Source organism: Stenotrophomonas sp. AS012628 (assembly GCF_010608305.1).
Lineage (GTDB): Bacteria > Pseudomonadota > Gammaproteobacteria > Xanthomonadales > Xanthomonadaceae > Stenotrophomonas > Stenotrophomonas geniculata.
Window position 1 is genome coordinate 119933 of the sequence record NZ_VMBJ01000004.1, and the last position, 16431, is coordinate 136363.

General features: G+C 67.3%; 11 protein-coding genes and 1 pseudogene. 3 read left to right on the forward strand and 9 right to left on the reverse strand.

Annotated elements, in window-relative coordinates; translation table 11 throughout:
- Nucleotides 1-11: 11 nt before the first annotated feature.
- Both G5A07_RS03805 and G5A07_RS03810 read left to right on the forward strand, forming a co-directional pair.
- A pseudogene (locus G5A07_RS03805) lies at nucleotides 12-1088 on the forward strand (MBL fold metallo-hydrolase).
- 165 nt (nucleotides 1089-1253) lie between these two features.
- On the forward strand, nucleotides 1254-4373 hold the full coding sequence (locus tag G5A07_RS03810) for a discoidin domain-containing protein (RefSeq protein ID WP_191862848.1): 3120 nt from the start codon (nucleotides 1254-1256) through the stop codon (nucleotides 4371-4373).
- Between the two features lie 59 nt (nucleotides 4374-4432).
- On the opposite strand, the gene G5A07_RS03815 is transcribed toward G5A07_RS03810, so the two are convergent.
- The 9 genes from G5A07_RS03815 to G5A07_RS03855 all read right to left on the reverse strand — a co-directional run bounded on the left by G5A07_RS03815 (nucleotide 4433) and on the right by G5A07_RS03855 (nucleotide 15090).
- The gene (locus tag G5A07_RS03815) at nucleotides 4433-5410 is read right to left on the reverse strand and encodes an ABC transporter substrate-binding protein (protein ID WP_049483192.1); all 978 of its coding nucleotides are present in this window, start codon (nucleotides 5408-5410) and stop codon (nucleotides 4433-4435) included.
- A 16-nt stretch (nucleotides 5411-5426) separates the two neighbouring features.
- Complete coding sequence (locus G5A07_RS22570; protein ID WP_191862850.1) at nucleotides 5427-7172, reverse strand: amino acid ABC transporter permease/ATP-binding protein; 1746 nt, start codon at nucleotides 7170-7172, stop codon at nucleotides 5427-5429.
- Nucleotides 7169-7720 carry a GNAT family N-acetyltransferase gene (locus G5A07_RS03825; protein ID WP_049483190.1) on the reverse strand — a complete coding sequence of 184 codons (552 nt, stop codon included), beginning with the start codon at nucleotides 7718-7720 and terminating at the stop codon, nucleotides 7169-7171. The genes G5A07_RS22570 and G5A07_RS03825 overlap by 4 nt, the downstream gene beginning before the upstream one ends.
- Nucleotides 7717-8937, reverse strand: a complete 1221-nt coding sequence (locus G5A07_RS03830) for a M20 aminoacylase family protein (RefSeq protein WP_191862852.1) — start codon at nucleotides 8935-8937, stop codon at nucleotides 7717-7719. The genes G5A07_RS03825 and G5A07_RS03830 overlap by 4 nt, the downstream gene beginning before the upstream one ends.
- A gap of 4 nt (nucleotides 8938-8941) precedes the next feature.
- Entirely contained in the window at nucleotides 8942-10285 is a 1344-nt protein-coding gene (locus G5A07_RS03835) for an LLM class flavin-dependent oxidoreductase (RefSeq protein WP_180832273.1), read from the reverse strand.
- A gap of 18 nt (nucleotides 10286-10303) precedes the next feature.
- Nucleotides 10304-11281 (reverse strand): MsnO8 family LLM class oxidoreductase, encoded by a 978-nt coding sequence (locus G5A07_RS03840; RefSeq protein ID WP_049483185.1) that lies wholly within the window; start codon nucleotides 11279-11281, stop codon nucleotides 10304-10306.
- A gap of 14 nt (nucleotides 11282-11295) precedes the next feature.
- Nucleotides 11296-11658, reverse strand: coding sequence for a DUF3088 family protein (locus G5A07_RS03845; RefSeq protein ID WP_010484654.1), 363 nt, complete (start codon nucleotides 11656-11658; stop codon nucleotides 11296-11298).
- Nucleotides 11659-11815: 157 nt separating this feature from the next.
- The gene (gene msuE / locus G5A07_RS03850) at nucleotides 11816-12397 is read right to left on the reverse strand and encodes an FMN reductase (protein WP_191862856.1); all 582 of its coding nucleotides are present in this window, start codon (nucleotides 12395-12397) and stop codon (nucleotides 11816-11818) included.
- 116 nt (nucleotides 12398-12513) lie between these two features.
- Complete coding sequence (locus G5A07_RS03855) at nucleotides 12514-15090, reverse strand: TonB-dependent receptor (RefSeq protein ID WP_191862857.1); 2577 nt, start codon at nucleotides 15088-15090, stop codon at nucleotides 12514-12516.
- Between the two features lie 338 nt (nucleotides 15091-15428).
- Here G5A07_RS03855 and ftrA point away from each other — a divergent pair, with 338 nt between their 5' ends.
- Complete coding sequence (ftrA, locus tag G5A07_RS03860) at nucleotides 15429-16430, forward strand: transcriptional regulator FtrA (RefSeq protein ID WP_191862858.1); 1002 nt, start codon at nucleotides 15429-15431, stop codon at nucleotides 16428-16430.
- Nucleotide 16431 lies beyond the last annotated feature (1 nt).

Sequence of the window (16431 nt, forward strand, 5' to 3'; positions counted from 1 at the left end):
GGACGTCACCCATGAAGCGCCTGCTCCTTGTCCTTTTGCTTGGAATCCTCGCCGTGACCGCCTACACCTTCTGCTAATCCTGGTCCCTCCCCGACTTCCCCGATTCGCCGCAGTACCGCGACGGCAAGTTCCACAATGCCCTGCCCCGTCCGGCGATGGGCCTGCGCGACGGTGCGGAGATCTGGTGGACGTTCCTCTTCAACAAACCCAAGGGCACCGTGCCTGCGCACCCGATTCCGGTGCTGCCGCTGGACCGCGCCACCCTCGACGCCGCGCCGGACCGCAGCCTGTTCCGGCTTGGGCACTCCACGATCCTGCTGAAGCTGCGCGGCCAGTACTGGCTGACCGACCCGGTCTTCTCCGAGCGCGCCTCGCCGGTGCAGTGGATGGGCCCGGCCCGCTTCCACGCACCGCCGATCAGCATCGAAGAGCTGCCGCCGATCGCTGGCGTGATCCTCTCGCACAACCACTACGACCACCTGGACCATGCCGCCGTGATGCAGCTGGCAGGCAAGACCGCGCGCTTCATCGCCCCGCTCGGCGTCGGCGACCAGCTGATTGCCTGGGGTGTGGACGCCAGCAAGGTCGAACAGCTGGACTGGTGGCAATCGACCGAGGCCAGCGGCCTGCGCCTGACCGCCACCCCGGGCCAGCACTTCTCCGGCCGCGGCCTGGGCGACAGCGACCGCAGCCTGTGGGCGTCGTGGGTGATCCAGGACGACGACTTCCGCATCTTCTTCAGCGGCGACACCGGCTACTTCGACGGCTTCAAGGCCATCGGCGAGAAGTATGGTCCGTTCGATCTGACCATGATCGAGACCGGCGCCTATGATCCGCGCTGGGCGTTCGTGCACATGCAGCCGGAACAGACGCTGCAGGCGCACCTGGACCTGCGCGGCAAGTGGCTGCTGCCGATCCACAACGGCACCTTCGACCTGGCCCTGCACGAGTGGCAGCAGCCGTTCGAGCGCATCACCGCATTGGCGGCCGCGAAGAACGTGCCGGTGGCCACGCCGATGATGGGCGAAGCGCTGGACATGCAGGCGCCGCAGGCGGGCACGCGCTGGTGGGAGACGGTGGAGTTGTAGCGTGCGGTGCGCTTGACCTGCCGGAAACCATGTAGAGCCGAGCCATGCTCGGCTGCGTCAACCACAGAAGCGGCCTGCGACGCTGCAGTGCGTCATGTAACCGATTACATCCCTTGCTAGCGTAGCGCTCGCCCGATACCGGCCGAACCTGCGAGGCTGTACGTAATGACATTGCGCGCCGAACGCTCCAAGGTTGCCCGCTCAGCCATTCCGTGGCTTACTGCCGCCACCCTGATACTGGCCGCCCTCGCCGCCGCCGCACAGGCACAGCCCCTTCCCCCGCGCAGCCAATGGCAGGCCAGCAGTTCCTCGCAGCAGGTGCCGGCGATGGCGATCAGCCACCTGATCGACGGCGACCCGAAGACCGTCACCGGCGGCGCCTTCAGCCCCGGCCACTGGTTCCAGATCGATCTGGGCACGCCAACCCTGCTGGCTGGCGCACGACTCACCTGGGATGTCTCCAACCCGGAAGGCTATTCACTGCAGACCTCAATGGATGGTACGCAGTGGCAGACCGCGTACACGATGGCCGATTCACTGGGCGATGTGGAAACGCTGTACTTCGCGCCGCGGCAGGCGCGCTATCTACGACTGGCCAGTCCGCAGCGCACCTCCGACTGGGGTGTGTCGATCTTCGAAATGGAGCCGCTGGACAGCACGCTCAGCGCACGCATCGCCGATGTCGATGCAACACAGGCAGCCGCGCTCTGGCAAGGCGGCGGCACCGTTGCGGTTCCGACCGGAAAAGGTGGATCCCATGCGCTCGAGATCACGCTGCCGCAGGCTCAATCCACGGCTGGCCTGGTGGTCGACTGGGCCGATGGCGCGCGCGGCGCTGCACGACTGCAGGCGCAGGATGCACAGGGCCGCTGGCAGGACCTCGCACACGATGCACAGGCGGCCAATCATCGGCAAAGCTGGCTGGCTGCTGACACGGCACAACCCCTGCGTGCGTTCCGGCTGAGCGTGGACGGCCCCGCACCGCAGGTCGCGCGACTGCGCCTGCTCGGGCCAAAGGCGGTAATGACGCCGATGAAGCGATACCAGATCACCGCCAGCGGCGCTCAGCGCGCGTTGTTCCCGGCATCGCTGCAGATGCAGCAGACCTACTGGACCGCCGTCGGTGTGCACGCAGGACGACAGAAATCGATCTTCGACGAATACGGCAATCTGGAAGCCTTCAAGGGCGCGCCGCTGGTGCAGCCGATCTGGCGTGGCGCTGACGGGCGTGCCGCTGGCGCGGCAGGACAGCCGATACAGCACGCGTTGCGGGATGGCTGGAAGCCGATGCCCTGCGCCACCTGGTCACCGCAGCCCGGCCTGGAGCTGCGCAGCGAGGTATTCGCCATCGAGCGCGACGGCCAGCCGGTAACGTTCTTGCGGCATCGCCTGCACAACACGGGCAGCGCCAGGATCGAAGGCACGCTCAGCCTGGTCGTGCGCCCGATGCAGATGAATCCGCCGTGGCAGAACGGCGGGCTGTCACCGATCCGCGATGTGACCATCGATGGGCAGGCGGTGCGCATCAATGGACGCACGCTGCTGCAGTCGCTCACGCCGGTGGCTGCGTCCGGCGCGGCGCCGTTCGGCAAGGATGGCGCAACGGAAATCACCGCGACCCTCGCTGCCGGCCAGCTGCCCTCCACGCAACAGGCGCGCGACGACGAGGGTCTTGCCTCGGCTGCGTTGAACTACCGCGTATCACTGGCACCGGGGGCCAGCGATGCCATCGTGGTCGCGTTCCCGCTGGGTGCTACCGCCGCCGATACCAAGGGCGCACTGCCCGAAGCGCCTGCGCTCGATCTAGCCACGCTGCCCCGCGATGCCAATGCGGCGTTCGATTCCCTGGCCACGCAGGCCTCCGCGGACTGGCAGGCACGGCTGGGCCAGGTCGGCCTGCGCCTGCCCGATCCCTCACTGGTCGACATGCTGCGCGCGCAGGCCGCCTACATGCTGATCAACCAGACCGGCCCGGCGATGCAGCCCGGCCCGCGCAACTACAACCGCTCCTTCATCCGCGACGGCATGGCCACCTCGGCGGTGCTGCTGCGCATGGGTGAAGCCAAGGTCGCGCGCGACTACCTGGGCTGGTACAGCGAACACGGCGTGCATGCCAACGGCCTGGTCTCGCCGATCCTCAACGACGATGGCAGCGTCAACACCGGTTTCGGTTCGGATATCGAGTACGACAGCCAGGGCCAGTACGTGGCGCTGGTGGCCGATGTCGCGCGCCTCGATGGCGGACCCGAATCGGTACGTGCCTATCTGCCGAAAGTGAAGGCAGCGCTGCGCTTCCTGCAGGAACTACGCGAACGCACGCTGGTGCCCGGCTACAAGGCCGACCAGCCAGCGCCGGAGCGCTTCGCGGGCATTCTTGCGCCGTCGATCAGCCATGAGGGTTATCCGTCTCCCACCCACAGCTACTGGGACGACTATTGGGGCCTGAAGGGCTGGCACGACGGCGCGTGGCTGGCCGAATCGCTGGGCGACCACGAGACCGCAGCGTGGGCACGCGAACAGTACAAACTGCTTTACGACGCGCTGCATGCCTCGATCCGGGCGACCATGGCGTGGAAGGGTATCGACTTCATTCCCTCCTCGGCCGACCTGGGCGATGGCGATCCCACCGGCGTTTCGATCGCACTGGACCCGACCGGCGCACAGAGCGTGTTGCCCGCCGAGGCGCTGCGGACCACCTTCGCGCGCTACCTGGAGGACGTCCGCAAGCGCAGCCAGCCCGGTGCGCTGTACGCGTACACACCGTACGAGATCCGCAATGTGCTGAGCTATGTGCACCTGGGCCAGCCGCAGGTGGCCGATGAGCTGCTGCAGGGACTGCTGCATGATCGGCGCCCGCTTGAGTGGCAGGTGCTGGCTGAGGTCGTGCACTCACGCCTGCGTTTTCCGCGCTATCTGGGCGACATGCCGCATACCTGGATTGGTGCCGAGTACGGCCGCACGCTGTTCGGCATGCTGATGCGCGAAGACGATGATGCCCTCTCACTGCTGCCGGGCACGCCACCGTCTTGGGTGGCTGGCGATGGGTTGGCGGTCGAACGCCTGCCGACAGCGTATGGCACGTTGCAGATGCAGGCGCGGCAACGCGACGGGGTGCTGACGGTGGCGCTTGGTGAGGGGCTGCGCAACGGGACGGCGGTGAAGGTCTGGTGGCCGGAGCGCACCATGCCGAAGACGGTGCGTGTGGATGGACGTAGCGTTTCCGACTTCGATGCCGAGGGTGTGCGGCTGGTGAAACCGTTCCGGACACTGGAGGCGCGTTGGTAGAGCAGCCGAGCATCGCTCGGCTCTACAAAGACGGAGGTAGCGCCGGGCCACGCCCGGCGTCATTGCAGCGTCGGCAACCCCGGCGGATTGGTCTGCGACTGCGGCACCGCTTCCTCGGCCACATTCCATCGCTTCAGCGCCTGCGCATAGGTGCCGCTGCCTATCTGGGTATTCAGCGCCTGCGTCACCGCGTCGGCCAGGCCGCTGCCCTTGCGCGTGGTCACCGAAATCGCCGCAGCGTTCGGCCATCCCCCTGGGAACAGGCCAACACGCCGCACCTTGCCATCGCGTGCCGAATAAGCGCCGGTGGCATTGGGCTCGAACGAGACATCGGCGCGGCCGGTGATCACCGCCAAGCGGCCGACCACCGCGTCGTCGAAGTACTGGTACTCCACCGGCTTCAGGCCGGCAGCGATGTTCTGCTGGTCCCACTGGCGCAGGATCTGGTCCTGGTTCGTGCTGGCGCCCACCACCACCTTCAGCCCGGCGACGTCGGCGGGCTTTTCGATCTTCTGTATCGGCCCATCGGCGCGCGTGTAGATGCCCAGCAGGTCGTAACGATAGCTGGAGAAATCGAACTTCTTCTTGCGCTCCTCGGTGACCGTCACGTTCGACAGCACTGCATCGTACTTGCCCGACTCCAGCCCGAGTGGCCAATCGGCCCATGCCACCGGCACGATCACCAGCTTCAGGCCCAGCCCATCGGCGATCAGCCGCGCGATGTCCGGCTCGATGCCGACCACGTCCTTGCTGTCGGCACCATAGTCGGCCAGCGGCAGCTGCCCCGGATGAGTGGCAACGGTGAATGTGCCGGGGGTGACGAAGCGATAGTCGGCCGGGATCAACGCCTGAGCCTTCGGGTCAAACGTACCCTTCAGCACGGCCGTGTTCGCACCGGCCAGGCTGGTCGTGGCCACGGCGCCGGCATCCGGTGCCTGGCGTACGCGCGAATAGACGATGCCGGCGATGCCGATGACCAGCACGCCCACGATCAACAGGGTGCTGCGCGAGGGGCGACGCGGTGCTGCAGGGCTCATGGTGTTCCTTCCAGGGCTATAGGGTCTTGGCCAGGAAATCGGCCGTGCGCTGCCGGCGCGGGCGCTCGAACAACGCCTCGGGCGTGCCCTGCTCGATCACCCGCCCTTGGTCCATCATCACCACGTGGTCGGCCACGCGGCGGGCGAAGCTCAGTTCATGGGTGACGATCACCAGCGTGGTGCCGGAACTGGCCAGCTCCTCGATCACGCTCAGCACTTCAGCCACCAGTTCCGGGTCCAGTGCCGAGGTCGGTTCATCGAACAGCAGCACCTTCGGTTGCAGCGCCAGTGCGCGGGCGATCGCGATGCGCTGCTGCTGGCCACCGGACAGCTGGCGCGGGAACGCATCGGCCTTGTCGGCCAGGCCAACCCGCTCCAGCAGCGTCCGCGCCTGCTGCTCGGCCTGCGCGCGCGGCACGCCACGCACCGCGATCGGTGCCTCGATGATGTTTTCCAGCGCGGTCAGGTGCGGGAACAGGTTGAAGCCCTGGAACACCATGCCCACTTCCGCACGACGGCGGCGGATCTCACGCTCGGGCAGTTCGTACAAGGTGTCACCCTCGCGGCGGTAGCCAATCAGCTGGCCGCCCACAGTCACGTAGCCGCTGTCGGCACGTTCCAGGTGGTTGATCAACCGCAGCAGCGTGGATTTCCCGGCGCCGGACGGTCCGATCAGCACCGTCACGCTGCCGGCGCGCAGGTCCAGGTTCACGTCTTCCAGCACCGGCTGATCGCCGAATGCCTTGCCCACGCCATGCAGCGACACCGCCGCACCCTCGCCCGCTTCGACCTGGGTGGCGATGCGCGGGCGGTTGGCCACGCGCGGCGCAGCATCACTGGATGTCCGCACCGGTGACGACACCCGCGACACCGAGCGCTCGCGCTGCAGCTGGCCGCGCGCGAAGCGCTGTTCCACGCGCCGCTGCAGCAGCGACAACACGGTCAGGATCACCAGGTACCAGACCGTGGCCACCATCAGCAGCGGCACCACTTCCAGGTTGCGCCGATAGATCACCTGCACGGTGTAGAACAGCTCCGGCAGCGCCAGCACGTAGACCACCGAGGTGCTCTTGGCCAGGCCGATCACATCGTTGAACGCCGCCGGCAGGATCGAACGCATCGCCTGCGGCAGGATGATGCGGCGCACCTGGCGGCCACGCGGCAGGCCGAGCGCGGCCGCGGCCTCGTACTGGCCGTGGTCGACCGAGAGGATGCCACCGCGGATCACCTCGGCCGAGAACGCGGCCTGGTTCAGGGTCAGGCCCAGCACCGCGGCGGTGAACACACCGATCAGCTGTGTGGTCGGGTACGAGAACAGGCTGATGCCGGTGAACGGCACGCCCAGTTCGATGGTGCTGTACAGATAGCCCAGGTTGTTCAACAGCAGCAACAGCACCAGCAACGGGATCGAACGGAACAACCACACATAGCCCCACGACACCGCCGACAGCAGCGGCGAACCGGAGACGCGTGCCAGCGCGAGCAGCGTACCCAGCGCGAAACCGAGGCCGGTGCCAAGCGCGGTCAGCAGCAGCGTGCGACCCAGGCCTTCCAGCACCGGGCGTGCGAAGAACCACTCGGCGAAGGTGCCCCAACCCCAGCGCGGATTGCCCAGCACGGACTGCAGCCCGATCAGGATCAGCGCCAGTGCCAGCACCGTGCCGAAGACCTGCAGCGGATGCCGGGCCGGCACGATCTTCAGTGCCTGTCCGGGCGCCGGACGAGCGGCGATGCCCTCCAGCGCGGTCGACGGTGTGCTCATGCGTGGGCTCCGTGCAGCAGTGCCTGTGCAGCGGTAACGACAGGCGTCGTCGCCCGCAGGTGCTTCTCGAACGGCAGATGCGCAACCGTTTCCGGGTCGGCCTCCAGATCGAACAACGCGGTGTAGCCATGACTGAGGTACAGGCCAACGGCTTCAGGCTGACGGAAGCCGGTGGTCAGGAACACTCGTCGGTACCCTTGCCGCGCCGCCTGGTCTTCCAGCTCCTGCAGCACGCGTCGCGCGATGCCCTGGCGGCGCAGTCCGGGCAGCGTCCAGATGCGCTTGAACTCGGCGGTATCCGGATCGCGGTGCGGCATGAACGCACCGCCGGAAATCGCCACCCCGTCGCGCAGCAGCAGCACGAAGGCGCCCACCGGCGCCGCAAAGGCCTGCGCCGGGTAGCGCTGCAGCTCCTCGCGAGCGCTGCCGCCGATGCGTCGACGCACGTCAGCGTAGCGGCTGTCGTACTCCTGCTCCAGGCCATCGAACAACGGCCGCGCCAGCGGGTCATCGACCGAGGTATAGAGGAAGCGTTCGTCGTGGCTCATGTCGCGTCCTTCACCAGGTAATCTTCGGCCAGCCGCGCCCACAGGCTGGCGGCGGGGGCAATGGCGGCGTCGTTGAACACATAGCGCGGGCTGTGCAGCGGTGCACTGTCACCGTTCCCGACGAACACGAAGCTGCCCGGTCGTGCCTGCAGCAGGAAGGCGAAATCCTCGCTGGCCGTGCGCGGCGCGAATTCGGGAACGACCTGTGCGGCGCCGAAGCCCTGCACGGCCACCTCGCGGATGTAGGCGGTCTGCTGCGGATGGTTGATCACACTGGGGAAGCCGCGCGGGAACTCGATCTCGGCGCGCGCACCGAACGCGGCGGCGGTCTGTTCGGCAATCTCGGTGACCCGGCTCCGCAGGGTGTCGCGCACTTCCGGCAGGTAGGCGCGCACGGTCAGCTTCAGCTCGACCACGTCCGGAATCACGTTGGCGGCCTGCCCGCCGTGGATCGAGCCCACGGTGACCACGCCCATCTGCCGCGGATCGACATTGCGCGACACCACGCTCTGCAGCGCGGTGATGATGTGCGCCGCCACCAGGATCGGATCGACGCTGCCCTGTGGCTCGGCGCCGTGGCCGCCCTTGCCGATCACCTTCAGCCGTGCCCAATCCACCGACGCCATCGCCGGGCCATCGACGAAACCGAAGTGGCCCACCGGCACGCCCGGCCAGTTGTGCAGCCCATAGATCGCATCCACCGGGAAACGCTCGAACAGGCCATCGGCAATCATCTTCGACGCGCCCGAACCCGTCTCCTCAGCAGGCTGGAACACCAGCTGCAGGGTGCCGTCGATGCGCCCGTGGTGGGCCAGGTAGTGTGCAGCGGACAGCAGGATGGCGGTATGCCCATCGTGGCCGCAGGCATGCATCAGCCCCTCGGTCTGGCTGGCGTAGGCCAGGCCGGAGTCCTCATGGATCGGCAGTGCATCGATGTCGGCGCGCAGGCCGAGACGACGGCTGCCCTGCCCGCGCTGCAGCGTGCCGACCACACCGGTGCCGCCGAGGCCGGTGGTCACCTCATAGCCCCATTGCTGCAGCAGCTCGGCCACGCGGGCGCTGGTGCGGTGCTCCTCGAAGGCGAGCTCCGGGTGCTGGTGCAGGTCATGGCGGATCGCGATTGTGGCCTCGGCGCGTGCCGCGATCTCGGGCAATATGCCACTGGTTGGGGAAGTCCGCCGGGCGTGGCCCGGCGCTACCGCGGTTTCTCCGCTCATCGCCTTATCCCGCCTTCCGTGCCGGTTCGGCGTCGGTCGAATAGCGGCTGGCCTTGTACGGCAGACCCAGATGCTCGCGCAGGGTCTGTCCTTCCAGCTCGCGCTGGTGGTAGCCGCGCGCCTGCAGGATCGGCAGCACCTGGGTCACGAAATCGTCCAGGCCCTCGCGCTGCGCGGCGAAGCCGAGAATGAAGCCATCGCTGGCACCGGCATCGAACCAGCGGATCAGCTCATCGGCCACATGCTCCGGTGTGCCGATGAAGTTCGGCCGTGGGCTCACTGCTTCCAGTGCCACCTGGCGCAGGCTCAGGCCCTTCTCACGCGCATCCTGCTTGATGCGGTCGGTGGTGGAACGGAACGAGTTGCTGCCGATGTCACCCAGCTCCGGGAACGGTGCATCCGGGTCGTACTGGCTGAAATCGTGGTGATCGAAGAAGCGCCCCAGGTACGCCAGCGCATCTTCCAGCGTGGCCAGTGCGGCAATCGCCTGGTACTTGGCTTCGGCTTCCTCGGCGGTGCGGCCGACGATGGGGCCGATGCCCGGGAAGATCTTCACGTCATTGCCACTGCGGCCGTGCGCGATCGCCGAGTTCTTCACCTTCTGGGTGAATGCACGGGTTTCTTCCAGCGACGGCGAATGGGTGAACACCGCATCGGCGTACTTGCCGGCCAGCGCGATGCCATCGTCAGACGAACCGGCCTGGAAGATTACCGGCTGTCCCTGCGGCGAACGCTGGATGTTGAGCGGGCCTTCCACCTGGAAGAAGCGGCCCTTGTGGTCGAGGCGGCGGAATTTCTCCGGTGCGAAGAAGGTGCCGCTGTCGCGCTCACGCACGAAGGCGTCGTCGTCCCACGAATCCCACAGCCCCTGCACGACGTCCAGGTACTCATCGGCGATCTGGTAGCGCAGCGCGTGCTCCGGGTGCGGCCGGCCGTAGTTGCGGCCCGAACCCTCCAGTGGCGAGGTCACCACGTTCCAACCGGCGCGGCCGCCACTGAGCAGATCCAGTGAAGCGAACTGCCGTGCCACCGTGAACGGATCGCTGTAGGACGTCGACAGCGTGCCGGCCAGGCCGATCTTCTTCGTTGCCGTGGCCAGCGCCGACAGCAGCGAGATCGGCTCGAAGCGGTTGAGGAAGTGCGGGATCGACTTCTCGTTGATGTACAGGCCATCGGCCACGAAACCGAAGGCAATGCCGTTGTCCTCGGCGGTGCGCGCAATGTCGATGTAGAACTGCAGGTTGACGCTGGCATCGGCCGGATTGGACGGATGCTTCCAGGCATGCATGTGGCTGCCGGGGCCCTGCAGCATGATGCCGAACGGAATGTGGCGCGGGGTGGTGCTCATGGGAATCGCTCCTGCAGGTCAGGCCACCGCCGCGCGCGGCGCGGGCGACAGCAGTTCAAGGGATGTCAGGCGTGCGTCGAGGTCGGCCACCGGCGCATCGAGAATGAACTCACCCACGCCGAAGCGCCGGTGCAACGCGTCCAATTCGTCACGCACATGCTGCGCATCGCCGGACAGCACGCTGGGGCGCGTTTCCTCGATGCGGAAGTCCGCCACGCCCACCTGGCGTGCGTACTCGGCAGCTGCCTCGGCGCTGGGCAGGTTCACCGCCTGCCCGGGACCGAGGTGCAGCTTGTAGACGCGCAGCGCACCGATATGACGCGCTGCGGCTTCGGCAGTCGGCGCGGCGAAGGCCACCGTAGCCAGCAGCGGTGGCTGCGAGGAGACGCTGCGGTAGGCGTGGAACGCGGCCTCGATGTGCTTCGGGTCGCCGTCGAAGTGCGCGGCGTAGACGAAGCGCCAGCCCAGTTCGGCCGCCTGCTTTGCGCTCTGTGGACTTGCGCCGAGCAGGAAACGCTCTGGCGCCTGCTGCGGAACCGGCCGCGCCAGCGCCTCGCTTTCGGCGCCGGCCAGATAGCCCTCAAGATCGCGCAGTTGCTGGTCGAAGTCGGCGAACGCCGGGCGCCCGGCCGCCAGCGCGGCAGTCGACGCTGGCAGGCCGCCCGGTGCCTTGCCCACGCCCAGATCCACGCGCCCTGGCGCCAACGCTGCCAGCAGGTTGAAGTTCTCCGCCACCTTGTACGGCGCGTAGTGGCGCAGCATCACCCCGCCGCTGCCGACACGGATGCGCCGGGTCTGCGCCAGCACCCACGCCGCAAGCACCTCCGGTGCGGGACTCGCCAACGTCGGCGCGGCATGGTGCTCGGCAAACCAGTAGCGGTGATAGCCCAGCTGTTCGGCGCGCTGCGCCAGCTGCAGGCTGTTGCGCAGCGCCTGTTCCGGCGAGGCGCCCTCGGCCACCGGGCTCTTGTCCAACACGCTGATCTGATAGCTCATCGTCGCGTCCTCGCTCAGGGATGGGCCACGGGGATGCCGAGCAACCCGTTCAGCGCGGCCAGGATCGGCTCGGCGCCGGAGATGTACTGGCGGTTCTGGTGCGCGCCACTGGCCAGCTCGCTGTGCACGCCCTGCGGCAGCACCAGCTTCGGCAGCGACTGGTCCTGCTCGCCGATCTCGGCGATCACCTCGCGGCGCGGCCGCGCGAAGCCGATGCGGCGCACGTCCAGCTGCGCGTCCAGGCCGTCGATGCTCGACAGCGCCCCTTCCAGCAGCAGGCTGTGCCGACAGAAGAAGCGCTGGCCGGGAATCTGTCCGTCCTCGAACTCACGGTCGAGCAGGAACAGGATGGGCTTGTCGGTTGCGTCCAGACTCACGGGGTCGTCCTCATCGGGGGGCGGCAATGCGATGCCGCTTCGATATCGATGCTAGAGATGACGGCCGTCGGCACGGCGATGCCAGACGACAATCGGCGGTCAGATCCGGCCACGCAGATGCGCCTTGGCCATAAGCAAAGCGCCGCCGGTTATGCCGTCAGGCGATGCGTCGCAGCGGCGCCGCTACCGCCAGCGCCTGCGTAGCCAGATGGCCGGCCGCACGCTCGGTCGCCAGCGCGATCCGCGCCTGCAAAGCGGCACTGTTGATGTGCTCGCCATCGAAGTCGGCAGGCGTGGCATACACCCCGATCGGCAGCGTGTGCGCCTGCAGGAAACTGAACAACGGCCGCAACTGGTGGTCGATCACCAGCGCATGGCGCTCGCTGCCGCCGGTCGCTGCCAGCAATACCGGCGTATCCACCAGCGCTTCCAGCCCGATGAAGTCGACCAGATGCTTGAACAGCCCCGGATACGATCCCCGATAGACCGGCGCAGCCACTACCAGCAGCCCGGCCGCCTCGATCGTCTGCAGCGCCTGCTCCACGGCGGGCTCCACTTCGTCGCGCGACAACGACTGCCCCAGCGGACGCGCGATCGGTGCCAGCTCCACCAGATCCACACTGGCATGCACCCGCTGCTGCAGCGACGCCAGCAGATGCCGCACCAGCAGCAACGTGCGCGACGTCGCCGAACTGGTCGGCGACCCCACCACTGCAACCACCCTCAATGCAGAAGACATGAACTGCTCCTCGATGATGCCGAACTACCGCCGGCCGCCTTTCGCCTTGTGTAGAGCCGAGCCATGCTCGGCTGCTTTCGCCTTTGTGGAGTCGAGCCATGCTCGACTGCTCCAGATCAGAACCGGTAATTGATCCGCCCGTACCAGAACGCCCCGATGCGGCTCAGCACGTCGCCCGAATCCCACGTCGTCTCGATGCTCGCCACATCGGTGGCACTGCGTGCGTACTCGGGCACCTTGCGGGTGCGCTTGTCGAACACATTGTTGATGCCCAGCGCCGCACTCCAGCCCGCCCCCAGTTCCACGGCACCGGACAGGTTGGTCACCAGCACGGGCGGCTGCTTGTACTCCACGCCGTTGTTCAGGCGCTTGATCGGGCCGTAGTAGGTGAAGTCGACATTCGAGCGCCAGCGCCCGTTCTGCCACCCCAGGCCGGCCACCTGCGTATAGCTCGGCGTGCGGAAGCGCAGTGCGTATTCGCTGGTCCTGGTCAGCAGGTTGATGTTCGGCAGCCCCTGCAGCGCCCCTGGAATGTCGCTGACCTTCTGGATGGTGGTGCGCCCCACGTTGGCCGCGTAGCTCCAGCGCAGCTTGCCCCACGCGGTCTCCTGGTTCGCTTCCAGGGTCAGCTCGACGCCGCGTGTGCGGGTATTGCCCACGTTGGTGAAGTAGCTCGCGTAGAACGCATCACCCGGCAGGATGCTGATGCCGGCCGACCCCAGCAGTGCATCGATGGTGTTCTTCTGCGCTGCGCTCAGCACCGTGCCGCTGTTGTCGGTGATGCGCGCCGGATCCTGTGCGTTGTAGCCGATCTGGCTGGACTGCCCAAGCTGGCCACGGATATCGATCTGGTACGCATCCACGGCCAGGTGGAACGCCGGGCTCGGGTCCCAGGTCACGCCCAGGCTGTAGTTGGTGGCTTTCTCGGGCTTCAGCGGCGTGGCACCCAGTGCGATCGCCGCCTGCGACGACACCTGTGCCACCAGCGTGGTGCCGCACGGGCAGCTGCCCGTGGCCTGGTAGAACTGCGCACCCAGGCTGGGCGCATGGAAGCCGTTGCTGACCGTGGCCCGCACACCCAGCGCATCGGTGACGTCGAAGCGCGTGGTCAGGCGGCCCGTGGAGACACTGCCGAAGTCGGAATGGTCTTCCCAGCGCGCGGCCGCATCCAGGTACCAGCGCGAGGTGACGTTGGTGGCCGCGCCCACATAGACCGCCTTGCTGTTGCGGGTAGCCTTCACCGCGTCCGCAGTGGAATAGCCGACGAAAGCCGCAGCACCAAAGCCGGTATACGACTCCCACTGCCCGGCCCCGCGTTCATACTGTTCATGCTGGTACTCGGCGCCCGCGCTCACTTCCAGCGGCGAGGCGAACGCGGCCACCTCGAAGCCACGGCGCAGGTCCAGGTTGGCGATGCCCTGCTGGTAGTCCAGCTTGCCGTCGTAGAAGTCGGTAGGCGAACCGGGGTATGGCAGCGAGTAGTTCACCGAGTTGCGCGTATAGGTACGCACCGTGCTGCGGTTGCCGGTCAGGCTGGCGTCGTAGTCCCAGCCCGCGATCTGGCCTTTCACGCCCGCGGTGCCGGTGTACTGCTTCTCCTTGGTTTCCAGCACCGGCAGGAAGCCATCCGGGAACACGCTCAGCACGCCGGGTGCCTTGTAGGTGGTGAAGATGGTCGCCGGCAGACGGAAGTTCTGGATCGCCTGCGCGGTGCGGTCACTGGCCGTAGCGTTAGCGTAGAACTGCGCGCTTTCGCGCAGGCCATGGCCCACGTTCACCGCGAAGGCCTTCAGCGCATACGACGGCGAGCTGAGGATGATGTTGGCCTCGGCATTGCGGTTGGCCTCGGCCGGGTTCGGCGATGCGCCGGCCGGCAATCGATTGTTCGGCCGCAGCGCCACCAGATTGCCGCTGCCATCCACCGCCGGGTAGCTCAGATAGCCATCGATGTAGCGGCGGGTGCGGATCGCATGATGCTGGCGGGTGGTCTCGCCGGACAGGTTGACGAAGCCATCGGCGCCCCACGGCAGGCCCACGTTGGCACGCACGCTGGTTCGCGAGCCATCGCCATCAATGCTCTGCCCGCTTTCCACGGCGAGCTCGCCACCGTGCGCCTGCGACTTCAGGATCACGTTGACCACACCGGTAATCGCATCGGAGCCATAGATGGCAGACGCACCATCGCGCAGCACTTCCACGTGATCGATGGCCGACACCGGAATCAACGCCAGGTCCGCCCACGCATGGCCTGGGAAGCCGCCCCCATTGGCACCGCTCACATAGGCACTGGCATTGCGGCGCTTGCCGTTCACCAGCACCAGCGTGTAGCCCGGCGACAGGTTGCGCAGCTGGTAGCCACGGATCAGGCTTTCCTGGTCGCTCTGGTAGCCACCGATCTGGCTCAGCGACGGCAGCGCACGCTGCAACGCTTCCAGCAGGTTGCCCTGCCCGGTCGCGGCAAGGTCCTCGGCGGAGATCACATCGATGGGCGTGGAGCTGTTCTTCACCGTGCGCGTGCTGGTGCGCGAACCGGTGACCACCACCGCATCCAGCGTGGACGCTGCCACGTTGGCCGTCGCGGCGGTGGCGGCAGGATCAGCATCGGCTTCCGCCGCATGGGCGGGCGACGCGGCGAGGATAGCAGTGATCAGAACAGCGAGAGTGCTCAGGACAGGGGTGTGGGCGGCAGGCATGGGGGCTCGTGGGGGTGGGCCGAAAACACGCTTCCATTCAAGAGCCTGTTCACCTGGCGCGACAGGCGGGATCACGTCACCCAACCGTCATATCCGGCCACCCACATGACCGCTGGTAATGAGGTTAGGTGGCATTGCCGGTGCACTGCTGTCTGTAGAGCCGAGCCCACGCTCGGCTGCTCTTCGTGACGGCGTCAGATGCATCCCCCCTGCCGGTATTGAGCCGAGCGTGGGCTCGGCTCTACAAGAGGGGAGCGACCGCTCCATATGCCTGGCCGGCATCACCTCATGCCCGCGCACCACTCAGCGCCATGCATCTGCACCCGTAGCATCAAGCCATGCCCAGCCCACCCGCCGATCCCGCCGCGCCGCTCGTTGCCATCGTCGCCTGCCACGGCCAGGGGCTGTTCGAATTCGGCTGTGCGGTGGGCCTGTTCGCGCCGATAAGACCCGAGCTCGGCGTGGCCTGGTACCGCACCCAGCTATGCGCAGGCGAGCCCGGCGCACTGCGCATGCTCGGCAATGCGCAGGTGCAGCTGCCCTGCGATCTCAGCACGGTTGATGACGCCGACATCATCGTCATCCCCGGTTGGCGCGAACCCAGCGAACGCCCGCCGCAGGCACTGCTCGATGCGCTCAACCGTGCCCACGCACGCGGCGCGCGCATCGCCTCGATCTGCTCCGGTGCGTTCGTGCTGGCCTGGGCCGGGCTGCTCGACGGTCGCCAGGCCACCACCCACTGGCGCCTCACCGAAGCGCTCGCACGCGAGTTCCCGCGCATCGATGTGCGCGAAGATGCACTGTATGTAGACACCGGCAGCATCATCACCTCGGCCGGCTCGGCCACCGGCATGGACATGATGCTGCACATGGTGCGCAAGGATTACGGCGCGCGCGTGGCCAACCTGGTGGCCGAGCGATTGGTACTGGCGCCATGGCGCGATGCCGAACGCAGCCAGCGCGTCAGCCGCGCCATTCCCCATGGCGAGCCCACGCGCTTGGCAAAGCTGATGGAATGGATGCGCCGCAACCTGCGCGAGCCACACTCACTGGGCAGCCTCGCCGAGCAGGCGGCCCTCAGCCAGCGCACCCTGCAGCGGCAGTTCCTGGAGGCCACGGGCCTGTCGCCGATCGACTGGCTGATCCGCGAGCGCGTGGCCTACGCCCGTGAGCTGCTGGAAACCACCGACCGGCCGCTGCAGTGGATCGCAGAACAGGCTGGCTTTGGTTCGCAGGAATCGTTCCGTCGTCACTTCCGTGGCCAGGTCGATGCGAGCCCTACCGAGTACCGCAGCCAGCATCGCGGCGGTATTGGCGCGGATCGGCTGGTGGGCTGCTGAT